The sequence below is a fragment of the Dermacoccus sp. GAS27A genome, assembly GCF_044909235.1.
GTDB classification, from domain to species: domain Bacteria; phylum Actinomycetota; class Actinomycetes; order Actinomycetales; family Dermatophilaceae; genus Dermacoccus; species Dermacoccus nishinomiyaensis.
This window is the reverse complement of the sequence record NZ_JBIYDW010000004.1, coordinates 1-22,041: the sequence shown is the minus strand read 5'-3', so window position 1 is coordinate 22,041 and position 22,041 is coordinate 1. Positions and strand designations below refer to the sequence as shown.

At 68.7% G+C, this 22,041-nt stretch carries 18 protein-coding genes and 1 rRNA gene; 3 read left to right on the top strand and 16 right to left on the bottom strand.

The genetic code is table 11. The features are described from left to right. Nucleotides 1–11: 11 nt before the first annotated feature. The 4 genes from ABH936_RS05250 to ABH936_RS05235 form a co-directional block, all read right to left on the bottom strand. Nucleotides 12–1,031 carry an ABC transporter permease gene (locus ABH936_RS05250; RefSeq protein ID WP_074045229.1) on the bottom strand — a complete coding sequence of 340 codons (1,020 nt, stop codon included), beginning with the start codon at nucleotides 1,029–1,031 and terminating at the stop codon, nucleotides 12–14. A 128-nt stretch (nucleotides 1,032–1,159) separates the two neighbouring features. Further along, the gene (locus ABH936_RS05245) at nucleotides 1,160–2,875 is read right to left on the bottom strand and encodes an ABC transporter substrate-binding protein (RefSeq protein WP_404602772.1); all 1,716 of its coding nucleotides are present in this window, start codon (nucleotides 2,873–2,875) and stop codon (nucleotides 1,160–1,162) included. A 90-nt stretch (nucleotides 2,876–2,965) separates the two neighbouring features. Continuing rightward, complete coding sequence (locus tag ABH936_RS05240) at nucleotides 2,966–3,973, bottom strand: ABC transporter permease (protein WP_051805934.1); 1,008 nt, start codon at nucleotides 3,971–3,973, stop codon at nucleotides 2,966–2,968. A 234-nt stretch (nucleotides 3,974–4,207) separates the two neighbouring features. Beyond that, nucleotides 4,208–5,581, bottom strand: a complete 1,374-nt coding sequence (locus ABH936_RS05235) for a replication-associated recombination protein A (RefSeq protein WP_038568528.1) — start codon at nucleotides 5,579–5,581, stop codon at nucleotides 4,208–4,210. Nucleotides 5,582–5,663: 82 nt separating this feature from the next. On the opposite strand from ABH936_RS05235, the gene ABH936_RS05230 reads away from it, so the two are divergent. Further along, nucleotides 5,664–6,248, top strand: a complete 585-nt coding sequence (locus tag ABH936_RS05230) for a hypothetical protein (RefSeq protein ID WP_038568529.1) — start codon at nucleotides 5,664–5,666, stop codon at nucleotides 6,246–6,248. After that, nucleotides 6,245–8,530, top strand: a complete 2,286-nt coding sequence (locus tag ABH936_RS05225) for an MMPL family transporter (RefSeq protein ID WP_051805935.1) — start codon at nucleotides 6,245–6,247, stop codon at nucleotides 8,528–8,530. The genes ABH936_RS05230 and ABH936_RS05225 overlap by 4 nt, the downstream gene beginning before the upstream one ends. 56 nt (nucleotides 8,531–8,586) lie before the next feature. Here ABH936_RS05225 and ABH936_RS05220 read toward each other — a convergent pair whose 3' ends face one another. The 3 genes from ABH936_RS05220 to ABH936_RS05210 all read right to left on the bottom strand — a co-directional run bounded on the left by ABH936_RS05220 (nucleotide 8,587) and on the right by ABH936_RS05210 (nucleotide 11,878). After that, a complete protein-coding gene (locus tag ABH936_RS05220) occupies nucleotides 8,587–9,180 on the bottom strand; it encodes an HAD family hydrolase (protein WP_038568532.1) in 594 nt (197 codons plus the stop codon). 143 nt (nucleotides 9,181–9,323) lie between these two features. After that, complete coding sequence (gene aspS / locus ABH936_RS05215; protein WP_038571052.1) at nucleotides 9,324–11,159, bottom strand: aspartate--tRNA ligase; 1,836 nt, start codon at nucleotides 11,157–11,159, stop codon at nucleotides 9,324–9,326. Nucleotides 11,160–11,443: 284 nt separating this feature from the next. Further along, a complete protein-coding gene (locus tag ABH936_RS05210) occupies nucleotides 11,444–11,878 on the bottom strand; it encodes a YchJ family protein (RefSeq protein ID WP_404602771.1) in 435 nt (144 codons plus the stop codon). A gap of 74 nt (nucleotides 11,879–11,952) precedes the next feature. On the opposite strand from ABH936_RS05210, the gene ABH936_RS05205 reads away from it, so the two are divergent. Beyond that, on the top strand, nucleotides 11,953–12,933 hold the full coding sequence (locus tag ABH936_RS05205; protein ID WP_404602770.1) for an asparaginase: 981 nt from the start codon (nucleotides 11,953–11,955) through the stop codon (nucleotides 12,931–12,933). A 4-nt stretch (nucleotides 12,934–12,937) separates the two neighbouring features. On the opposite strand, the gene ABH936_RS05200 is transcribed toward ABH936_RS05205, so the two are convergent. From ABH936_RS05200 to rrf, 9 genes are all read right to left on the bottom strand, one after another. After that, entirely contained in the window at nucleotides 12,938–13,612 is a 675-nt protein-coding gene (locus ABH936_RS05200) for an NUDIX hydrolase (protein ID WP_241724426.1), read from the bottom strand. Between the two features lie 153 nt (nucleotides 13,613–13,765). Further along, nucleotides 13,766–15,403 (bottom strand): CTP synthase, encoded by a 1,638-nt coding sequence (locus ABH936_RS05195; RefSeq protein WP_241724425.1) that lies wholly within the window; start codon nucleotides 15,401–15,403, stop codon nucleotides 13,766–13,768. Nucleotides 15,404–15,482: 79 nt separating this feature from the next. Further along, nucleotides 15,483–17,225: a DNA repair protein RecN gene (recN, locus tag ABH936_RS05190; RefSeq protein ID WP_074039578.1), complete on the bottom strand. Its 1,743-nt coding sequence runs from the start codon at nucleotides 17,223–17,225 to the stop codon at nucleotides 15,483–15,485. Between the two features lie 67 nt (nucleotides 17,226–17,292). Next, nucleotides 17,293–18,201: an NAD kinase gene (locus ABH936_RS05185; RefSeq protein WP_074039489.1), complete on the bottom strand. Its 909-nt coding sequence runs from the start codon at nucleotides 18,199–18,201 to the stop codon at nucleotides 17,293–17,295. Further along, nucleotides 18,201–19,019 carry a TlyA family RNA methyltransferase gene (locus ABH936_RS05180; protein WP_074039492.1) on the bottom strand — a complete coding sequence of 273 codons (819 nt, stop codon included), beginning with the start codon at nucleotides 19,017–19,019 and terminating at the stop codon, nucleotides 18,201–18,203. The genes ABH936_RS05185 and ABH936_RS05180 overlap by 1 nt, the downstream gene beginning before the upstream one ends. Then, nucleotides 19,016–19,312, bottom strand: a complete 297-nt coding sequence (locus tag ABH936_RS05175; RefSeq protein WP_404602769.1) for a hypothetical protein — start codon at nucleotides 19,310–19,312, stop codon at nucleotides 19,016–19,018. Before ABH936_RS05175 ends, ABH936_RS05180 begins: the two co-directional genes overlap by 4 nt. After that, on the bottom strand, nucleotides 19,309–20,274 hold the full coding sequence (locus tag ABH936_RS05170; RefSeq protein WP_404602768.1) for an HAD-IIA family hydrolase: 966 nt from the start codon (nucleotides 20,272–20,274) through the stop codon (nucleotides 19,309–19,311). The genes ABH936_RS05175 and ABH936_RS05170 overlap by 4 nt, the downstream gene beginning before the upstream one ends. After that, nucleotides 20,267–21,091: a tetratricopeptide repeat protein gene (locus tag ABH936_RS05165; RefSeq protein WP_404602767.1), complete on the bottom strand. Its 825-nt coding sequence runs from the start codon at nucleotides 21,089–21,091 to the stop codon at nucleotides 20,267–20,269. Before ABH936_RS05165 ends, ABH936_RS05170 begins: the two co-directional genes overlap by 8 nt. An 861-nt stretch (nucleotides 21,092–21,952) precedes the next feature. Further along, a 5S ribosomal RNA gene (gene rrf, locus ABH936_RS05160) occupies nucleotides 21,953–22,041 on the bottom strand; the annotation flags it as partial.

Here is a 22,041-nt window from a genome sequence, read left to right as displayed (position 1 = left end):
GGTCTCTCTCCTCAGGCCAGCTTCACGCGTGGGTCGACCACGGCGTAGAGGCAGTCGACGATGATGTTGGCCACGATGACGAGCGCCGACAGGACGACGACGATACCGACGGTGGTCGGCAGGTCGGGCGACGCCGAGGCCGAGGTCACTGCGAGCTTGCCCAGTCCGTCGTAGTTGAAGACCGTCTCGGTGATGGGCGCGCCGCCGACGAGCAGGGCGAAATCGATGCCGGCCATCGTCATGATCGGGGTGATCGCCGCGCGCATCGTGTGCTTCCACAGCGTCTTGCCCTTGGACAGGCCCTTGGCCTTGGCAGTGCGTAGGTAGTCCTCACTCATCGTCTCGAGGACGTAGGCGCGCGTCATGCGGACATAACCCGCGGCGGTGAAGAGCGCGAGCGTGAGCGCCGGCAGGATCAGGCCTTGCAACCACCCGCCGACACCACCATCGGCGATGCTCTGGTATTCGGGCACCGGCACGATGCCCCACTTCAACGCGACGAACTGGTAGAGCAACAGACCGATGGCGAAGGTGGGCAGCGAATAGAACAGCAGCGCCGATCCCACGAGAATCTTGTCGACGATGCCCCCTCTCGTCAGCGCCGCGAGGATGCCGAAACCGACACCCATGACGAGGGTCAGCGCGAACGACACGACCGCGATGGACAGGGAGATGGGGAAAGCTTGCTTGATCTCGTCGGTCACGCTCATGGACGCGAGGGGCGAGTAGCCCAGGCACGGGGCGTCACACTTGGCGATCGTCTCGGGTGCCTTGCGCTTGAGTTCCTCGTCAGCGGGGAACTCACGGCCGGTCACGGTTCCCTTGACGAAGTCCGTCCACTGGTTGATGACGGGCTTGTCGTACCCGAGTGCCTTGCGGTTCTGCTCGATGAGCTGGGGCGAGCAGTTCTTGCCGCAGGTTTGCTTCGCTGGGTCCTTGCCGGCAGCGAAGAAGAGCACGAACGTCACGAGCGTGACCATGAGCAGCATGATCAGACCCGAGAACAGTCGGCGGATGACGTAAGCAACCATGAGCTTCCGCCCTTTCGGGCAGTCCTCTCCAACGGGGAACGGGTGGGTTCGTTGAGTGGCCGGCGACCGGCCGGGCCGGCGGGCGTCTGTGGACGCCCGCCGGCCAGATGGTGATAGGAGTCAGACCGTCACTTCTTGACGCCGACCGAACCGAGGTCCGGGTACATCGAGGTAGCCGGGTTGTCGATGTAGTTCGTCACGTTGGATCCCCGCAGGAGGTAGAACTTCTGGCTCTCCAGCGGGATGTAGGCGACGTCCTCGCCGAGCTTCTTGTCGATCTTCTTGTAGATCTCGCCTGCGGCGTCGACGGAGGTGGCCTTGGCCGCCTCGTCGATCATCTTGTTGACCTCGTCCGACTTGTAGTTGCCGTAGTCCTGACCGTTCGACTTCGCCGTCAGGTTGATGCGGCTGTCGAACAGTGCGGGGATGACCGTGCTGGCCGACGGCCAGTCGGCGCCCCAGCCACCCCAGAAGATGTCGCCGTCGGCGTTCGGGTTCTGGATGACGTCGTAGTACGTGTCGGTCAGCTCGTTCAGGGTGACCTTGAAGCCGGCCTTCTCCCACGTGTCCTTGAGCGCAGCAGCCTGCTTCTGCGACGTCGGCGTGCCACCGGAGTAGGTGAACTTGATCGACGGGTTCGGCTGGCCGGCTTCCTTGAGGAGCTTCTTGGCCTCTTCGATGTTGCCGCCCGTGCCGTACTTGAAGGCCGGGTTCTTGGCGTAGGCCGTGGTCAGAGCCGGGTTGATGATCGAGTATGCGTTCGTGTACGCCTTGTCGCCACCGCCGGCCTTGATCCAAGCGTCCTGGCTCGTCGCGGCCAGGAGTGCCTGACGCACCTTCGGGTTCGTCATCTTCTTGAAGTTCGGGACGAGGTAGTCGACGTACGGCGACTGCGGGTTCGTCGAGCGGTCCGCGATCTTGCCCGTGACCTGGCCGTACATCGACGGCGGCACCGCGCGGTCCGTGACGGCGTTCTTGTCGTTGCCCGAGTCGGCGATGAGGCGCTGGTTGATGACCTCGTTCGTCAGGCCCTCCTGGAAGACGATCTTGTCCGGAAGAGCCTTGCGCACGCCGTCGGTCTTGGCGTCGTAGTTCTCGTTGCGGACGAACGTGCCGCCCTTGCCCTTCTGCCACGTGCCCTGCAGCTTGTAGGGGCCGTTCGCGAAGACGGCGTAGTTGCTCTTGTCTCCCTTGTCCTGATCCTTGCGGTAAGGGTCGAAGGCGCGCAGCGAGGCCACCGCGAGGTTGAAGTCCGGCCACGCCTTGTTGAACTTGTACGTGATCGTCTTGCCATCGCAGGTGACGGCCTTGTCGAAGTCGGCCTGGCCGGCCTTCTTGTAGGGGCCGTTGTAGACGGGCAGGCCGTCCTTCTGCGGCACGTCGAGGAAGCCGAGCGCGTAGTTCGGGCCACCCGTGATGACGTCGGTCGCGAAGCTGCGGCTCAGGCCGTACTTGAGGTCGTCACACGTGATGTCCTTGCCGTCCTGCCACTTCACGCCGTCCTTGAGCGTGAAGCTCCACTTCTTGCCGCCGTCGCTCATCTTGCCCGTGTCGGTCGCGAGGTCAGCCACCGGCTTGTCGGCCTTGGCGGCGTCCTCGGTGACCGGCATCTGCACGAGCGAGCGGTACGTGAGGCGGCCCATGTCGGCGATGTCGCGGCCGATGTACATGCGCTGCGGGTCGAGGTGCTCAGCAGGACGCTTCGACAGGTAGTAGAGCGTGCCGCCCTTGCCGCCACCTTCACTCGAGCTGCCCTTGTCGTCGCTCGAGCCGCCACCGCACGCGGCGAGGCTCATCGAGCCGGCGATCGCCACGGCGAGGATGGAATACGACTTCTTGTTCATCGTCATCTCCTTGATGAAGAAGGATCCGCCGAGGCGATCCAACTGACCTGACCGGACGTGGTCAGGAAAATGAGGGGTGAGCCGGCTGGCTCAGTGGCGGTCGGCCTTGGGGTCGAGCGCGTCGCGCAGACCGTCTCCGACGAGGTTGAAGCTCAGCACCAGGGCCGCGATCGTGAACACCGGCGCGAAGAAGTACAGCGGGTCCTGGTTGAGGTAGTTCACCGAGTCGGTGATGATGTTGCCCAGCGTCGGGGTCGGCGCCTTGATACCCACGGTGAGGTAGCTCAGGGCTGCCTCGGCCGAAACGAAGGCCGGGAACAGCAGCGTGGCGTAGACGAGGATCGGGGCCCAGAGATTCGGTAGCAGTTCGGTGAAGTACACCCGCTTGTTGGTGGCTCCGAGGCTGCGGGCCGCCTCTACGAACTCGCGGTTGCGCAGGGTCATGACCTGGCCGCGGATGATGCGGGCGAAGGTCGGCCAACCGAAGAGACCCAGCACGAGGATGACGTAGATTCCAGCCGCCACGTTGTCGTCCGAGACACCCATGCTCTTGATGCGTGCGATGAAGGTTCCGGACAACGCGAGCAGCATGAGGGTCTGCGGGAAACACAGCACGAGGTCGATGAGGCGGGTGCCGAGGAAGTCGACCTTTCCTCCAGCGAATCCGGATGCCAGTCCCACGACGAGCCCGATGATGACGGCGACGAGCGTCGCGCACAGGCCGACAACCACGGAGAACGTGATGCCGTACAGCAGGCGCGACAGCGTGTCGGTACCGCTGCCCGGGACCACGCCGAGCCAGTGCTCCGCGCTCATGCCGCCCCAGGAACCCTTGGGACTCGAATCAGCGTTGATGAGGTCCTGATGGTTGGTCAGCGGGTCGAGAATCTTCAGCTTGACGAGGATGGGCGCGAGGATCGCAGTGAGGACGAAGAGACCTGCGACGGTCATCGCCGCCAGAGTGGCCTTGTCGCGCTTGAGTCGAGACACGGCGATCTGACGAAGCGAACGACCTTCGATCGCCTTGGGCTCCTCGGGCGTCTGGGGTTCGGCCCCATCGGGACCCATCCCTTCGAGCGCGGGATCGCCGGTGACCATTGCCAAGGCTTCGTCCTTCCGTCTCGGGGCGCTCGGTGCGCGCTCCGCCTGTCACACGCGGCCCGGCGGTTGGCCGAGCTCGTCATGCACCCCAGATCATGCCCCATCGAAATTGTGATTCCAGCCTCAAAGTACGAGGGTCACCAGATCGTTACCTTTGACCCGCGAATGGCCGCAGGTGTAACACCGCGTTAACGAAACACGCGATTCTGCAACATCACGCAGTGAGCTGCATCACGTTGCACTCTCACCCCCGCGGATGGCGGCGCGCAGGCGTCGCCATCGCTCCCCCAGCCGCTCCTCCCACCCCCGCGACGTCGGGTGGTAGTAGTCCGCATCGGGCAGCAGGTCGTCCGGCAGGAACTGCTGCGGGCCGACGCCGTCCGGTTCATCGTGCGTGTATGTGTATCCGGCCCCGTGCCCCAACTGCGTCGCCCCGGCGTACCCCGAACCGCGCAGATGCGGCGGCACGGCGCCGCCGCGGCCCGCCCGGACGTCGGCGATGGCGGCGTTGATCGCCGCGTACGCCGCATTCGACTTCGGCGCGATCGCGTTGTGCACGACCGCCTGCGCGAGGATGATCCGCGCCTCCGGCATGCCGATCTGCGCGACGGCGTGCATCGCCGCCACCGCCGTCTGCAGCGCCGTCGGATCCGCCATCCCCACGTCCTCGCTCGCGGCGATGACGATGCGCCGCGCGATGAATCGCGGATCCTCGCCCGCCTCGAGCATGCGTGCCAGATAGTGCAAGGCGGCGTCGACGTCGGAGCCGCGCATCGACTTGATGAGGGCGGAAGCGACGTCGTAGTGCTGGTCACCGGCGCGGTCGTAGCGCACCGCGGCTGCCGCCATCGCCTGCTCGACGTGGGCGAGCGTGATGGTCTTCTCCCCCGCGTCCGTCGCCACCCCGGCGCCCGCCTCGAGAGCCGTGAGCGCCCTCCGGGCGTCACCGCCGGCCATGCGGACGAGGTGATCGCGCGCGTCGTCGTCGAGGGTGAATCGCTCGTCGAGACCTCGCTCGTCGACGAGTGCCGCGCCGATGACGTCCGCGATCTGCGCGTCGTCGAGCGAGGTGAGCGTGACGAGCACCGAACGCGACAGCAGCGGGGCGATGACGCTGAACGACGGGTTCTCCGTCGTCGCGGCGACGAGGATGACGGTGCGGTTCTCGACGCCGGGCAGCAGCGCGTCCTGCTGGGCCTTGCTGAAGCGGTGGATCTCGTCGAGGAACAGGACCGTCGAACGGCCGTACATCGCGAGGTGGCGGCCCGCCTCCTCCATCGCCTGACGCACGTCCTTGACGCCCGCCGTGATCGCCGACAACTCGACGAACCGGCGTTCCGCGCTGTTCGCCGCGAGGTGCGCGAGCGTCGTCTTGCCCGTTCCGGGCGGCCCCCACAGGATCGCGCTCATCGGCCCCGCCGCACCCGCCTGACCCTCGATGAGACGCCGCAGCGGCGACCCGGGCTTGAGCACATCGCCCTGCCCACGCACCTCCTCGAGGGTGCGCGGGCGCATGCGCACCGCGAGCGGCGCCATCGCCGACGCCCCAGCGCTGCCCGAGGTTCGTTCACCTTCGAGGCGGCTCGAGAACAGGTCATCACTCATGGCTGCAGTCAACCAGCCACCACCGACAAGGCACGACTAGAGTGAGCCGCGCCACCGCGCCGCCCGCCTCGAAGGACACCCCATGAGCGATTCCCCCCACCCCACCGCGATCCGTCAGACGTTCAACGTCGTCATCGGGTGGTTCGGGGTCGCCATCGGGATCGTCCTCGTCGTCAGCGGCCTCATGGCCCGCTCGCCGCACACGATGGCGTTCGTCGGCTTCGCCCTCGCCGCGGCGTCGTTCTGCGTCATGGTGCGCCCGAGCATCCGCTTCGACGCGGACGACGTCGTCGTCTCCAACGTCGTGCGTGAGGTGACGCTGCCCTGGCCGGGCATCTCGCACGCCACGTCGAAGGGCAGCCTCGTCATCCATGACAACGACGGGCACAAGACGACGGTGTGGGCGATCGGCTCGCAGAAGGCGCGCGGCGCGCGCAACACCGACGACGCGCGTCTCGGCATCCTGCCGACCGCGTCCCTGCGCCCGATGCCGGGCACCCTGACGCAGCCTTCGCGCTCTGCCGGCGCGCTGCGCGAAGCCCTCGACGCCGAGACGGTGGACAACCCGACCGACGTCCCCACCGATCGTCGCGTGCGCTGGCTGCCGCTGCCGTCCGCCCTCATGGCACTCGCGCTCGTCAGCGTCATCGTGGCGGTCATCGGATGAGGTGGGGCGCCACGCGACAGCGCGCCGGGGCCTCTCGGGCCGACGATTCGTCGGCTGCCTCGTCAAATGGTTCGGGCCATTCGCCCGAGCCGACCGACGGCGGGCGTCCGAGCGGGCGAGGCTACGGCGCCTTCGTCGCGCGTCACGCCAAGGCCATCGTCCTGACGTGGCTCGTCGCCGTCGTCCTGGCCTTTGCGACGACGGCCGGCGCCTTCGGTGGCGGCGGACTCTTCGCACACCTGCAGCAGGCCGAGCCGTTCGTGCCGGGTGAGGCACACACCGGCAACGACATGCTGCTGACCGGCGACAAGGCCGGCGGCAGCGTCGCCGTCCGACTCGACGGGGTGGCGAGTTCACAGCAAGCGGCTGTCGGCGCGAAGGTGCAGCAGGTGATCGACGACGTCGTGCACACGTCGGCGGTCGAGTCGGCGTACTCACCCGCGGCGAAACGCGACCCGCGCGTCGCTGCCGCCTACCGTTCCTCGAGCGCACCCGAGTCGATGGTCTTCGTCGCCACGCTCGATGCTGGGCTCGACAAGAGCGTGCAGGAGGACGTGAGCGCGCAGGTCACGAAGGCCGTCGAAGCGGTGATGCCCGCGGGGGTGCGCATGCGCACCGGCGGGTCCGTGGAAGTGCTCAAGCGCATCACCGATCAGGTGCAGGAAGACCTCAAGACCGGAGAGGGCATCGCCTTCCCGCTGACCCTCATCGTCATGGTCATCGTGTTCGGAGGATTCATCGCGGCGGGCCTCCCCCTCATCGGCGCGATCGCTGCGATCGCCGGCGGGCTGCTCGCGCTGCTCGGGTTCAGCCACGTCACCGACCTCGATGCGACCGTCGTCAACATCGTCACGATTCTTGGTCTCGGCCTCTCGATCGACTACGGCCTGCTCATCGTCGGACGCTTCCGCGAGGAACTGTCGCGCCTCGCGCTGCAGCGCGAGGCCGACGGCCTCGACGGGGTGCTCACGAGCGCCGACAAAGACCTCGCGACCCAGCGCACGATCGCGACGGCCGGGCGCACCGTTCTCTTCAGCGGGCTTACGGTCGCGATCTCCGTCGCAGGGCTCGTCCTGTTCCCCGCATCGGTGACAAAGGCGATCGGCCTCGCCGGCCTGTCCGTCGTCGCCGTCGCCTGCCTGGCGGCGCTGACGCTCGTGCCCGCCTGCGCGCGCCTCGCTGCGGCGCGCCTCGCGAAGAAGCGCGTGCAGCCTGACGCGGACGAGGGACGATTCGCCGACCTCGCCCACGCCGTCCAGCGTCATCTGTGGATCTCGATCTGCGGTGTCGTCGTCGTCCTGCTCGTGCTGGCCGCGCCGCTGATCGGCATGCGGCAGGTGAGCTCGACGAGCGCGTTGCTGCCGACGTCGGACCCGCAACGCACCCTCATGAACGACCTCGCCCACGACTTCCCTGTGCTCGGCGAACCCGCCGTGAGCATCGTCGGCGAGACCGACGTGGCGACGATGACGAAGTGGGTCTCGAGCGATGTCGCACACCGCGGATACGTCACCGGGGTCAACCCCGTGCGTGACCTCGGCGACGGCAAGGTCGCCGTCGGATTGCGAGTCGACGGGGCCACCCCCTCCAACGGGCGCACGCAGCACGTCGTCCACGACCTGCACGCTCACCGCCCAGGATTTCCGACATGGGTGACGGGCCAGCAGGCCAAGCTCGACGACTACACGCACGCCATCGCTGCGCGAGCCCCCTACGTCGTGCTCGTCGTTGCGTTCGCGACGCTCGTGCTGCTGTTCCTCATGACGGGATCGCTCGTCCTGCCGCTCAAGGCCCTCCTGTTCAACGCCCTCTCCCTCGGCGCGAGCCTCGGAGCGATGACGTGGATCTTCCAGAACGGCCACTTCGAATCGCTGCTCGGCTACACGAGCAACGACGCGATCGAGTCGACCGTCCCCGTCATCCTCATCGCGTTCGGTTTCGGCCTGGCGATGGACTACGAGGTATTCCTGCTCTCTCGCATCGTCGAGGCCCACGAACATGGTGACGACGACGCGCGCGCCGTCGCCGTCGGCATCCAGCGCAGCGGACGCATCGTGACGAGCGCCGCACTTCTCATGGTCATCGTCATGCTCGGGTTCGCGGCGGCGAAGATGGTCATCATCAAGCAGATCGGCGTGGGCCTCGCCCTGTCGATCATTCTCGACGCCACGCTCGTCCGCATGATCCTCGTGCCCGCGACGATGACCGTCATGGGCCGGTGGAACTGGTGGGCCCCCGCCCCGATGAAACGCTGGCACGCCCGCTTCGGCCTCCGCGACTGACTCCCCCGCGAATCGCGTCCCCCTTTGCGAATCCCGTCCCCAACGGCGATTTGCGGTCACATTCGAACACCGGCGCCCTCGAGCATCCGGCGCATGCCGGCCGCGCCGCTGCTGGGGTCATGCAGATGTGCCCGGATGCCGCAGGACGTCGCCGCCGCGACGTTGCGGGCCGAATCGTCGACGAACACGATCTGACGCGCCGGGACGTCCAGCCGGTCGATGATCGACGCGAAGAACGCCTCGGCCGGTTTGCACGCGCCGAGCTCGCAGGAATAGAACTCCTCGTCGAACACTCCGGCGTAGCGGCGGCGCATGAGGTCACGGCGCACGTCCTGCTGGTTGGTTGCGAGACGCACGCCGTACCCGGCACGTCTGACCTTCGCGACGACGGCCATCGCCTCTTCGTCGATGTCGAAACGCGACCACAGCTGCAGCGCGTCATCGGGATCGAGCGCGACCCCGTGCTCCTCGGCCGCGGCGACGAGGCAGTCACGCATCCTCGCCTCGCCCCGCATGGCGGGCAGGTCGCGGGCGAACACGACGGACGCGAAGCCCTCGCCACCGATCGCGTCGAGCGCACCCACCCAGCCGTGACGCGCGTGCTGCAGCACACCGTCGGCATCGAACAGGACGGTAGCCGTATCACGCATGTGGCGACCCTACGGTTGAAAGGGGCAAGCCCTGAAACCGTTGTCGGGCCCAGCACCCCCGGCGCGTCGCGCAGAATCGGTCGAGCCCCTGACGTCATGCGACGTCAGGGGCTCGACCCGTTGATCGGTCGCCGATCAGCCGATCACGACTTGTTGGGCGACGCCTCGGCCGGAGCGGCGGGCGATGCGGCGTCCGCAGAAGCCTCACTCTTGACCTGAGGCTTGGCGTCCACACCCGCCTCCTTGCGCTGCTGAGCGGAGATCGGGGCGGGCGCGGCCGTCAGCGGGTCATAGCCGCCGCCGCTCTTCGGGAACGCGATGACGTCGCGGATCGAGTCGGTGCCCGCGAGCAGCGAGACGATGCGGTCCCAGCCGAACGCGATGCCGCCGTGCGGGGGCGCACCGAAGCTGAACGCTTCGAGGAGGAAGCCGAACTTCTCGTGCGCGTCCTCCTCGCTCAGACCCATGACCTTGAAGACGCGCTCCTGCAGGTCCTTGCGGTGGATACGAATCGAGCCACCGCCGATCTCGTTGCCGTTGCACACCATGTCGTACGCGTACGCGAGCGCCTCGCCTGGTTCGGTGTCGAACGTGTCGACGTACTCGGCCTTCGGCATCGTGAACGCGTGGTGCACGGCCGTCCACGTACCGGAGCCGACGGCGACGTCCCCCGAGGCGACAGCGTCGGCGGCAGGCTCGAACAGCGGCGCGTCGACGACCCACAGGAAGCTCCACGCGTTCTCGTCGATGAGGTCGCAGCGCTTGCCGATCTCGAGACGCGCTGCGCCGAGCAGCGCGCGCGACGCCTTCGTCGCACCCGCGGCGAAGAAGATGCAGTCGCCGGGCTTCGCACCGACGTGGCCGGCGATGCCCTCCACCTCGGTCTCGGTGAGGTTCTTGGCCACCGGGCCGGTGAGCGAGCCGTCCTCCTGGACGAGGACGTACGCGAGGCCCTTCGCGCCGCGCTGCTTCGCCCACTCCTGCCACGCGTCGAGCTGACGACGGGGCTGCGACGCACCACCCGGCATGACGACGGCGCCGACGTATTCGGCCTGGAACACGCGGAACGTCGTGTCCTTGAAGAACTCCGTGCACTCGACGAGCTCGTTGCCGAAGCGCAGGTCGGGCTTGTCCGAGCCGTACTTCGCCATCGCGTCGGCGTACGTCATGCGCGGGAACGGCGTCGGCAGGTCGACGCCGATCGTCGCCCACACGGCCTTCGCGATCTGCTCACCGAGCTCGATGACGTCGTCCTGCTCGACGAAGCTCATCTCGATGTCGAGCTGCGTGAACTCGGGCTGACGGTCGGCGCGGAAGTCCTCGTCGCGGTAGCAGCGCGCGATCTGGTAGTAGCGTTCCATCCCGGCGACCATGAGCAGCTGCTTGAACAGCTGCGGGCTCTGCGGCAGCGCGTACCAGCTGCCCGGCGCGAGACGAGCGGGGACGAGGAAGTCGCGAGCGCCCTCGGGCGTCGAACGCGTCAGCGTCGGCGTCTCGATCTCGACGAAGTCGCGCTCGTTGAGCACGGCGCGCGCAGCCTGGCTCACCTTCGAGCGCAGACGGATCGCGTCGCCCTGGTCCTTGCGACGCAGGTCGAGGTAGCGGTACTTGAGGCGCGCCTCCTCTCCGACGGTGATGCGCTCGTCGATCTGGAACGGCAGCGGCGCCGCCTCGGAGAGCACCTCGATCTCGTTCGCGACGACGTCGACCTCACCCGTCGGCAGGTTCGGGTTGACGTCCTTCGGCTCGCGCGCGGCGACCTCACCCGTCACCTTGATGCAGTACTCGGAGCGCAGACCGTGCGCGGCTCCCGTCAGCACCTCGTCGCGTGCGACGACCTGGACGACGCCCGAGGCGTCACGCAGGTCGACGAAGGCGACACCGCCGTGGTCGCGACGCTTGGCCACCCAACCCGTCAGGGTGACGGTGTCACCGACGTCGGCTGCGCGAAGGGTTCCGGCTTCATGGGTTCGAAGCATGATGTTCCTCTCGATTCGTTCCATGCGGCGACGCGTCGATCGGACGATGCTCGACCGGGCGCCCCACGTGGGAGCAGCCCGGGAGGTGTGGGCGGGGGCCAGGTCGCGGTGCCACCACACCTTCGCCGAAAGATCTTCGGCCTCTCGTCGGTGACGCCGGACGCGCGGTCCGCCGCAGAACACGCCCGTCACGGGCGATGCTCGGGCGGGGTGTCAGGCCGCCACGGCGTACCTGCTCATTCTAGGTGATGCCGCGTGTGCGACGCGCCCGTGTTTTTCGCGGCTCAGTCGAGCTCGTCCCCGTCGACGTAGAACCAGCGGCCGGCGCGGCGTTCGAAGCGCGAGTGCTCTCGCAGCACCCCGCGACGGCCGTCGTCGGCGAGGTAGGACGCCTCGAAGGTGACGGTGCCGCGCGTATCGGCCTCGTTCATGCCGCCGTCACCCGTGTCGAGCACCCGCAGGGCCAGCCACGTCACGCCGTCGAGGTCGCCGACCTGAGCCGGGCGCGTGCGCGGATGCCAGGTGCGCCAGAGGTGGTCGGCGTCACGTAGCACGAACGCCGTGTAGCGCGAGCGCATGAGCGCTTCGGGCGTCGGCGCGAGCACGCCGTCGAGGACGAGCGGGCCGCAGTATTCGCGCAACGAGCGCCCGGGCACCCAGGCGCAGGGACACTCGGCGTCCGGGCCGGGTCGCACGCTTGGGTCGGCCGCAGCAGGCATGGGTCTCCTCGGTGACGGGCTCGCGCAGCGATCGGCGCGCGGCGGTTCGTTGGCACGACGATAACCTGTGCGCCATGACGAAGCGGATCGCGATGTACTTCCTCGGCGGAACCATCTCCATGTCCTCCGATGACGGCGCCGGAGTGCGCCCCACGCTCGGCGCCGACGACCTCATCGCCGCTGTCCCCGGCCTCGACGCAGCTGACGTCGACCTCACCGGCGAGACGATCGCGCGCGAACAGAGCGGTTCGCTCACCCCGGCGCACTTGCTCGAGGTGCTGCAGCGCGCGAGTGCCTCCGACGCCGACGGGTTCGTCCTCGTCCAGGGCACCGATACGCTCGAGGAGAGCTCCTACCTGCTCGACCTGCTCTGGGACGACGGGCGCGCGTTCGCCGTCACGGGCGCGATGCGCAACCCGACGATGGCCGGGGCCGACGGAGCCGCCAACATGCTCGCCGCGATCCGCGTCGCCGCGAGCGACGCCGCGCGTGAGCTGGGCGTCGTCGCCGTGTTCGCCGATGAGATCCACGCGGCGCGCTCGGTGACGAAGGGCGACACGTCGTCGCTCACGACGTTCGTCTCCCCCGACTGCGGCCCGATCGGGCGCGTCCTCGAAGGTCATACCCACCTCTTCCACCGCCCCGCGCGACTGTCGGCCCTCCCCCGGCCTGACGCCGTCGACGCCGAGGTGCCCGTCCTGACGGTGGCACTCGGGCAGTCCGCGCGGGCGCTCGACGCCGTGAGCGCGGGCGCCGACGCGCTCGTCATCGCCGGCCTCGGAGCCGGGCACGTGCCCGGGTGGTGGGCCGAGAGCGTCGGACACATCGCGGCCCGCATTCCCGTCATCATGACGAGCCGGACCTTCTCGGGCCCGGCGCTCGTCGAGACGTACGGTGCGGTCGGCGCGGAGGTCGACCTCCAGCGCCGCGGCGTCGTCATGGGTGGCTACCTGCGCGCCGTGCAGGTGCGACTGCTCGTCATGACGATGCTGGCCACCGGGGCGTCACGCGAGAGCATCGCCGCCGAGGTGCGCCGCCGCGGCGGCTACCGCTGACCCGCTACTGCTTCGGAGCAAAGGCGGGGTGCACCGACCACGGGGTGTCGGGGGCGCGCAACGGTGCCCAGCCCGCGTCGCGCGCCGCGCGAGCCGCGAGGCATGACATGAGCAGCGCCGGGTTGTGGAGGCGCCCGGCGAGCGCTGCGTCGACGACGTCGTCGAGGCGAGCCCAGCCGGTCGGCATGTCGAGTTCTTCCTCCTCGCGCTCGAACCGGTCATCTTCCGACACGTCGGTGAGGTCGCGGGCGAGGAAGACGCGAAGCTGCTCCGAGAGCCCGCCCGGTGACGAGGCGTAGTCGATGAGCAGGTCGAGACGCCCGGCGCGCAGGTCGGCCTCTTCGTAGAGCTCACGCAGCGCCGCCTCGTGCGGCGGCTCGCCGTCGACGTCGAGCAGCCCCGCCGGGATCTCCCACTCCTGCGCACCGATGGGGTGCCGGTACTGGCGAATGACGAGCACCTCCTCGGCGCCGGGTTCGCCGCGCATCGCGAGGACGGCGACGGCGCCCGGATGGCGGACGAAGTCACGGGTGACGCGCCCGGCATCGCCGAGATCGGCTTCCTCCTGGACGACGTCCCAGACCCATCCCTCGTAGACGACGTCGCTGCGCACGACGGGCGCGGGGGTGTAGTCGTCGACGAGTTCGCTGGGGGTGATCGTGGGGTGCATGGAAGTCATGCCACCGATCCTGACACACCGGACTGGCACCCGGTCGCGCCCGGCCGCTACGTCGCAGGCCGACGTCCCAAGAAACGCCGAGGAGGGCGGCGCCGTCTCCGGCATCGCCCTCCTCGATTCATGACACGCGGCCCGAACAGCAGCCGCACGTCGTCACTTGCTCGGTCGCTCCAGCGCGGCCTGGACGAGCCCCGCGAACAGCGGGTGCGCGCGGTGCGGTCGCGACTTGAACTCCGGATGAGCCTGCGTCGAGACGTAGTACGGGTGGACGTCCTTCGGCAGTTCGACGAACTCGACGAGCCCGAGCTCGGGGTGCGTACCCGAGACGACGAGGCCAGCGTCGGTGACCTGCCCGAGGTAGTCATTGTTCACCTCGTAGCGGTGACGGTGACGCTCGCTCACCTCCGTCGTGCCGTAGGCGTTCGACACGACCGAGCCGTCGAGCAGCTTCGCCGGGTAGGCGCCGAGGCGCATCGTGCCACCGAGGTCGCCGGCGCCCTCGACGAACGACTTCTGCTCCTCCATCGTCGCGATGACGGGGTGTGACGTCTCGGGGTCGAACTCGGAGCTCGACGCGTCCGCGATGCCCGCGACGTTGCGCGCGTACTCGATGACCATGCACTGCAGGCCGAGGCAGATGCCGAGCGTCGGCACCTTGTTCTCACGGGCCCACTTCAGCGCGCCGAGCTTGCCCTCGATGCCGCGCACGCCGAACCCGCCGGGCACGAGCACCGCGTCGACACCCGACAGCGCCTTCTTCGCGCCCGCGTCGCTCGTGCAGGTGTCGGAGGCGACCCAGCGGATCTTCACCTTCGTGTCGTGATGGAAACCGCCGGCGCGCATCGCCTCGGTGATCGAAAGGTAGGCGTCGGGCAGGTCGATGTACTTGCCGACGAGGGCGATCTCGACCTCGTGCGCCGGACGGTGGACGTGGTCGAGGAGCTTGTCCCACTGGGCCCAGTCGACGTCACGGAACGGCAGTCCAAGGCGGCGGATGACGTACGCGTCGAGCCCCTCGGAGTGCAGCACGCGCGGGATGTCGTAGATGCTCGGCGCGTCGACGGCGGCCGCGACGGCCTCGGAGTCGACGTCGCACATGAGCGAGATCTTGCGCTTGATCGGCTCGGGGATCTCGCGATCGGCGCGCAGGATGAGCCCGTCGGGCTGGATGCCGACCTGACGCAGTGCAGCGACGGAGTGCTGCGTCGGCTTCGTCTTCAGCTCACCGCTGGGGCCGATGTACGGCACGAGCGAGACGTGGAGGAAGAAGACGTTGTCGCGCCCCACGTTGTGGCGCACCTGGCGTGCGGCCTCGAGGAACGGCAAGGACTCGATGTCGCCGACCGTGCCACCGATCTCGGTGATGATGATGTCGGGTGCGTCGTCGCCGTTCGCCTCGGCGCGCATGCGCTCGACGATCTCGTTCGTGATGTGTGGGATGACCTGCACCGTGTCACCGAGGTATTCCCCGCGACGCTCGCGTGCGATGACATCGGAGTACACCTGGCCGGTCGTGACGTTGGCGCGCCCGTGCAGGTTGACGTCGAGGAATCGCTCGTAGTGACCGATGTCGAGGTCGGTCTCTGCGCCGTCTTCGGTGACGAACACCTCACCGTGCTGGAACGGGTTCATCGTTCCCGGGTCGACGTTCAAGTAGGGGTCGAGCTTCTGCATCGTGACGCGCAGGCCGCGCGAACGCAGCAAACGGCCGAGACTGGATGCCGAGAGGCCCTTTCCGAGGGAGGAGGCCACGCCTCCGGTGACAAAAATATGCTTCGTCGTCTGATCCACCACGGAATGCCAGCCTACTTCATCGAGAGGTGTTCGGGCGACAGGGCTGCCGCACGATGGATGTGAACCCAGAGAACGTTCATGCGCTCGACTTCTGTGACGCGCCGGCCGCCGCCAGCAGGGATTCGGCGTGCTCGCGCGCGACCGCGCTTGTCGTGTCGCCACCCAGCATGCGCGCGATCTCGGTGACGCGCGCGTCACCCGTGACGGCGGCGACGCCGCTCTCGGTGACGGCGCCGTCATGCGATTTGTGGACGACGAGGTGGTTGTCGGCGTACGCCGCGACCTGCGCCAGGTGCGTCACGACGATGACCTGCGCGCTCTGCGCGAGCCGCGCCAGGCGCGCGCCGATGTCGTGCGCCGCCTCGCCCCCGACGCCGGCGTCCACCTCGTCGAACACGAACGTGGGCACGCTGCCCGTCGAGGTCACCACCTCGAGGGCGAGCATGACGCGCGACAACTCACCACCGGAGGCGGCCTTCGTCACCGGCTTCGGATCCATCCCGCGGTTGGCCGACAGCAGGATCGTGACGTCGTCGATGCCGTGCTCCGAGGGTTTGACGAGGCGCCCGTCGGGCAATTCGAGGCCCTTGTCGGCTTCGGCGATCGAGACCTCGACGACGAGGCGAGCCGAGCCCATCGCGAGGTGATGCAGCTCCTGCGTGACAGCCTCACCCAGTCGCTCGGCCGCGGATCGACGCAGATCGTGCAGCGCGAGAGCATCAGCCCCGACCTTCGGCGTGAGCCCCGCGACCTCGGCGTCGATCGCGGCGATGCGATCGTCCGAGCCGGCGAGCTCCTGCGCCTCACGCCCGGCCTGTTCACGCCACGTGAGCACGTCGTCGAGTTCGGGCCCGTACGCCTTGAGCAGCTGGGTGATGGCGGCGCGCCGCTGATGCACCTCCTGCAATCGCTGCGGATCCATGTCGATGGCGGCCGCGTACTGCGCCACGTCCGCGGCAAGGTCGGCCGTGAGCGTCTGCACCTCCCGCAACCGCTCGATGAACGGTGCGAGGTCGGCGTCCAGCGTCACACCCGACTCGAGCCCACTGCGCGCAGCAGCCATGAGCGCCAGCGCATTCGGCTCGTCGGGCGACAACTCGTCGCCGGCCAGGGCCGCACCCGCACCACGCGAGGCGGCCAGGAGATCCTCGGCATGCGTGAGCCGCTCACTCTCCGCCGCGAGTTCGACGTCCTCACCCTCGATCGGCTCGATCTCGTCGATGCGCGCGATCCCGGCCTCGAGCATCGTGAGCCGCTGCGCGCGCTCCTGCGCCTTGAGCGTCAACTCGCGCCGCTCGGCCCGCAGCGCCTTCAGCCTCACATACCCGTCGCGGTAGCGCTGCGCCACCTCCGAGAGTTCGGGGCCTGCGAACGCGTCGAGGATCTGACGGTGCTCCTCGGGCTGCTTGAGCCGCCATTGGTCGGCCTGCCCGTGCACCGCGACCAGCTCATGCCCGATGCGCGCCAGCACGCCTGCGGGGACACTGCGCCCGGCCACCTGCGCACGCGAACGCCCCGTCGCGGCTACCGAGCGGCTGAGGATCACCTCGTCGCCCGCCTCCACGTCGAACTCATCGGCCAGCGCGGCCGCGCTCACGTGCTCGCCCGGCACGTCGAGGAACCCCTCGACCAGCGCCGACTTCTCCCCCGTGCGCACCCGATCGGCGTCAGCACGCTCACCGAGCAGCAGCCCGAGACCGCTGACGACCATCGTCTTGCCCGCGCCCGTCTCGCCCGTGACCACGTTGAGCCCCGGGCTGAGTTCGAGCGTCGCGTCGGCGATGACACCCATGTTGCGAATCCGGATTTCCCTCAGCACGCTTCCCACCCTAGGGGCACGACGCGACGAATGGTGATTCGAACACGCTTACGAACAGATGAACTTTTCAGTGCGCGCGTCGCGTGCCGCGCCAGCCCTCGACCGACAGGTCGAACTTGCGCACGAGACGATCGGTAAAAGGCGCCGTGCTCAAACGTGCCAGCGTCACGGGCTTGTCGCTCGCGTGCACCTCGACCCGGGCTCCGTCGGGCAGGTCGAACGGGCGTCGCCCGTCACACCACAACACGGCGCGCCCTTGCGCACCAGGCACGAGTTCGACGGCGAGCTGCGCGCGCGGCCCCAGAACGAGCGGGCGCGCGAACAGCGCGTGCGCCGAGATCGGCACGAGGAGAATGGCCTCGGTGTCCGGCCACACGACCGGTCCTCCCGCGCTGAAGGCATAGGCGGTCGACCCCGTCGGGGTCGCGATGACGACGCCGTCAGCGCCCCAGGACGCGAGGGGACGGCCGTCGATCTCGACGGTCAGTTCGAGCATGCGCTCTCGTGCGGCTTTCTCGATGCTCGCCTCGTTGAGCGCCCACCCGCGGTGCAGTTCCACCTCACCACGCCCGTCGGTCGCGACGACCTCGAGCGTCGCGCGGGTCTCGACGATCCACGAGCGCTCACGCACGCAGGCGACGATCCGCTCGACGTCCTCCTTCTCCGCCTCCGCGAGAAACCCGACGTGGCCGAGATTGATGCCGAGCAGCGGCACCCCGCAGTCGCGCGACAGTTCGGCGGCGCGCAGGATCGTGCCGTCACCGCCCAGGACGACGGCGAGCTCGCACGCCACCCCAGCTTCCTCCGGCGCGACGGTGACGACGCCCGGCCGCTGCGCGATCCCGAAGGCCGCCAGCTCGTCGGCGATGCCCGCGACCTCGATCCCGGCGGCCGTCAGCCCTTCGACGAGTCGCTCGGCGACCTCGTAGGCCTCGGGCCGGCGCGGGTGGCCGATGAGCAGGACGCGGCGGTTCATCACTCGCTCCTTCGCGTGAGGTCGCGGATTCGCTGGTTGGCGGAGGCGTCGTCGAGTGCGCCACCGACCGCGGCGCGACGCAACCAGACGAGGTATTCGTGGTTGCCGTGGCTGCCCACCATCGGGCTCCACGCGAGACCGTGCACGGCGAGGCCGAGTTCGGACGCGCACGCGAGCACCTTCTCGATGCTCTCGCGACGCTGCTCGACTGACGTCACGACGCCCGTCCTGCCCAGTCTCTCGCGTCCGACCTCGAACTGCGGCTTGATGAGCGCGATGAGATCACCGTCGTCGGCGAGCAGAAAGGACATGTGGGGCAGCGCCAGCGTCAGCGAGATGAACGACAGATCGCTGACGACGAGTGCGAACGGTGAGCCGTCGAGCTGCGTCGCGCTCACGACGTCGCGGACGTTGACGCCCTCGAGATCGGTGACGCGCGGGTCGCTCTTGACCGGTTCGGCGAGCTGGCCGTGCCCGACGTCGAGAGCGACGACGTGAGCCGCCCCCCGTTCGAGCAGCACCTGCGTGAACCCACCGGTCGAGGCGCCGACGTCGATGGCGTGCGCTCCGGCGACGCGGGTCGCGACACCCGGAAAGGCCTCGCACGCGGCGAGGAGCTTGTGTGCGGCACGGCCCACGTAGTGGTCGAGGTCGCCCTCGATCTCGACGTTCTGCGTGTCGCTCACCTTGGTCGACGCCTTCGCCTCGACCTTGCCGTCGACAAGCACCCTCCCCGCGTCGAGCAGCTCCTTCGCCTGGGCGCGAGAACGCACGAGGCCGCGCGCCACGAGGGCGGCGTCGAGTCGCACACCACTCATGCCTGGGCCTGTTCGAGGCGTCGCTGCAAGCTCTCATGGACGTCGTGTGCACGAGCGATGACGTCGGCGGCGTCGACGTCGGGCCCACAGCTTTCGGACCCGCTGTCATTCGACACTCTGCCGACCGACCCATTGCCGCCCGTCGACTCACCGGCCATCGCATCGACGCTCTCGCGCAGGCGGCTCACGGCATCGTCCAGCTCTGTGTCACCGACCGGGCCGTCCCCGGCGATCACACGACGGCCCTCGGCCCGCTGGGCGAGCTCAACCGGGCCTGGCACCCCGACGTTCATGACCCGCACGCCTGACGCATCTCGCGCGCCGCGTCCTCGGCGGAGAGGTCTCCCGCATCGACGCGCTCCCACAGGGACGTCAGCAAACCGCGCACGCGCGCGACGCTCGCACCCGGGCCGCATTCCCCGGCAGTCTCGACCTCGTACGGCTGCGTCAACCCGCGCAGATCCGCGAGCACGTACGTCGGGCGACGCTCCTTCGGTGCCGCGGCTGCGTCCGCGAGGCCGTGAACACCGGTGAGCACGAGCACGCTGTCGTACCCGCCGCGGGTCGCGCCTTCGATATCCGTCTCGAGCCGGTCGCCGACAGCAAGGACGCGCGACGCGTCGGCCGCGCCGATGCGCTCACTCGCCATGTCGTACATGACGGGCATGGGCTTGCCGGCCACTTCGGGATCGACCGCCACCGCATTGCGGACGGCCTGGACGAGCGAGCCGTTGCCGGGTGCGATCCCTTTCTCGGTCGGCAAGGTCAGGTCAGTGTTCGTCGCGACCCAGCGCGCACCACCGTTGACGGCGTGCGCTGCGGCCGCGAGGTCCGTCGCACGGACATCCGGCCCGTAGCCCTGGACGACGGCATCGATGTCGCCGGTCCCTGCACCTGCATCGTCGTCGCCGACGCAGACGAAACCGGCCCCCCTCAGCGCTCGGGCGACGCCCTCCCCGCCGATCGGCAGGACGACACGCACCTGCGCGCCACTCTCGCGCAGCACGTGCGCTGCCGCCATCGACGAGTTGACGACGTCCTCGTCGTCCAGACGCAGCCCGAGCTCACGCAGATGCGCCGCGACTGCCGACGGGGGACGCGAGGCGTTGTTCGTCGCGTAGACGACGCGCGTCCCATGTTCGCGCGCGCTCTGGAGGCTCGCGATGGCATGCGGGATGGCGCCGGGCCCTGCGTAGACGACGCCGTCGAGGTCGCAGACGATGCCGTCGTACCGGCCGAGCGGGCCTTCAGTCACGGGGGTCCTGTTCCCCGACCGACGCTGACGGTTCGTTCGGCGGTACGGCGCCGAACGCGCTCAGGTCGAGCTCGGCGAGACGCGGGTCGACGTCCTGCTCGTCCTCCGGCGCGAGGTCGGTCAGCTCGAAGCCGTCGATCTGGTCGATGCGGTCGGCGGCGTCCGTCTCGCCATCACGGTCGGCCGCGTCGGCCTTGACGAACCACGCCCGCGCTTCCGCTTGCTCACCCAGGTCGAGCAGCGCGTCAGCATACGCATAGAACAGACGAGCGGCCCAGGGCTGCGTCGTCGCCTTCTGCAGGGCGGGAATGCGCAGTCCGACGACGGCAGCCCGCGATTGTCCCATGTCGCGGCGCACGCCGGAGACGACGATGGCCAACTCGATGTTGTCGGCCTCAGAGAGGCGTTGCGCTTCCGGAGAGTTCGCCAGCTCGAGGGCCCGCTCGTAGCGCCCCAGGCCACGCTCGCAGTCGACCATGTACGGCAGCAGGTGGTCGGAGCCGGACAGCCGGCGCGCGGTCCGGAACTCACGCAGCGCCTCGGCGAACTCGCCCGTTCGGTAGAGCATCAGACCGAGCGCCTCGCGCGCTGCCGGAACCCGGCCGGCCCGGCTCACGGCGTGCTGCGCGTGGTCGAGCGCCTTCTCCGGGTTCTCGTCCAGCAGTTCGGCGGCAGCGACGAGGTGCTTGGCGACGCCCTCGGCGTTCTCCTTGCTCAGGGTTCGCAGCTGCTGACGCACCGCCTTGTCGAGCTCATAGCCCGTGATGTCCTCCGGCAGCACCGGCTCCGGCTTCCGACGGGGACGCTCGTCCCCCACGGCCTTCGCGTCCCAGCTGCGCGGGCCACGAATCGACGACTGCTCGTCCGACCAGCCGGCACCGCGGTCCCCCCGGCCGGTGGACCCGCCACGGTTGTCGCTGCGGTCATCCCGACGGAAACCGCCACCCCGCTCGTCACGACGATCCGAACCGCGTCCGTAACCGCCACGCTCATCACGCCCGGACGAGCGGCGGTCGTCCCGGCCACGGTCGTCCCGACGGAAACCCCCACGATCCTCACGAGCCCGCTCGTCGTCCCGCCGCGGTCTGCCATAGCTGCGGTCGTCCCGGCCACGGTCGTCCCGACGGAAACCCCCACGATCGTCACGACCGAAGGAACGGCGATCGTCACGACCCCGCTCGTCGTCCCGACGCGGGCCACCGTAGCCACGCTCATCGCGGCGGACACCTCTACGGTCGTCACGACGGTCGCTGCCCAGTCCATAGCTGCTTCGCTCGTCGCCATCTGACGAGCGACGATCGTCGCGCTCGAACCGACCCCGCTGCTCACGGGAACCCCTGTCGTCACGAGCCGGGCGACGCTCGCCGGAGGCCGCCTCGCGACCTCCCTGCGACCAGCGCGAACTGCGTTCGCGACGCTCTGGCGTGTTCTCGGTGTTCTCGTCAGGCATGTCTTCCTCTTCTCAGGACGGGCAATAGACATCGTGGCACGAGGGCGGCGCCTCGGGCGAGCCGGCACCCATTGCTACGACCGAGCGATGGCGTCGACCACGACTGCGCAGCCAGGGCATACATGAAAGAAGGGCCCTTGACCCAAGAACTGTTCAGGTTCCGAGCCACCCATCGGGGGCTTCAAGGAACACGACGTTCATCAGATCAAGGACCCTTCTGTTGAAGAAGTCCGGCGGTGTCCTACTCTCCCACACCCTACCGAGTGCAGTACCATCGGCGCTGAAGGGCTTAGCTTCCGGGTTCGGAATGTGACCGG

Excerpts from the sequence above, each read along its gene's own strand:
- ABH936_RS05250 (WP_074045229.1), bottom strand. The coding sequence starts at position 1,031 with ATGGTTGCTTACGTCATCCGCCGACTGTTCTCGGGTCTGATCATGCTG.
- ABH936_RS05245 (WP_404602772.1), bottom strand. The coding sequence starts at position 2,875 with ATGAACAAGAAGTCGTATTCCATCCTCGCCGTGGCGATCGCCGGCTCG.
- ABH936_RS05240 (WP_051805934.1), bottom strand. The coding sequence starts at position 3,973 with ATGGTCACCGGCGATCCCGCGCTCGAAGGGATGGGTCCCGATGGGGCC.
- ABH936_RS05235 (WP_038568528.1), bottom strand. The coding sequence starts at position 5,581 with ATGAGTGATGACCTGTTCTCGAGCCGCCTCGAAGGTGAACGAACCTCG.
- ABH936_RS05230 (WP_038568529.1), top strand. The coding sequence starts at position 5,664 with ATGAGCGATTCCCCCCACCCCACCGCGATCCGTCAGACGTTCAACGTC.
- ABH936_RS05225 (WP_051805935.1), top strand. The coding sequence starts at position 6,245 with ATGAGGTGGGGCGCCACGCGACAGCGCGCCGGGGCCTCTCGGGCCGAC.
- ABH936_RS05220 (WP_038568532.1), bottom strand. The coding sequence starts at position 9,180 with ATGCGTGATACGGCTACCGTCCTGTTCGATGCCGACGGTGTGCTGCAG.
- aspS (WP_038571052.1), bottom strand. The coding sequence starts at position 11,159 with ATGCTTCGAACCCATGAAGCCGGAACCCTTCGCGCAGCCGACGTCGGT.
- ABH936_RS05210 (WP_404602771.1), bottom strand. The coding sequence starts at position 11,878 with ATGCCTGCTGCGGCCGACCCAAGCGTGCGACCCGGCCCGGACGCCGAG.
- ABH936_RS05205 (WP_404602770.1), top strand. The coding sequence starts at position 11,953 with ATGACGAAGCGGATCGCGATGTACTTCCTCGGCGGAACCATCTCCATG.
- ABH936_RS05200 (WP_241724426.1), bottom strand. The coding sequence starts at position 13,612 with ATGACTTCCATGCACCCCACGATCACCCCCAGCGAACTCGTCGACGAC.
- ABH936_RS05185 (WP_074039489.1), bottom strand. The coding sequence starts at position 18,201 with ATGAACCGCCGCGTCCTGCTCATCGGCCACCCGCGCCGGCCCGAGGCC.
- ABH936_RS05180 (WP_074039492.1), bottom strand. The coding sequence starts at position 19,019 with ATGAGTGGTGTGCGACTCGACGCCGCCCTCGTGGCGCGCGGCCTCGTG.
- ABH936_RS05175 (WP_404602769.1), bottom strand. The coding sequence starts at position 19,312 with ATGAACGTCGGGGTGCCAGGCCCGGTTGAGCTCGCCCAGCGGGCCGAG.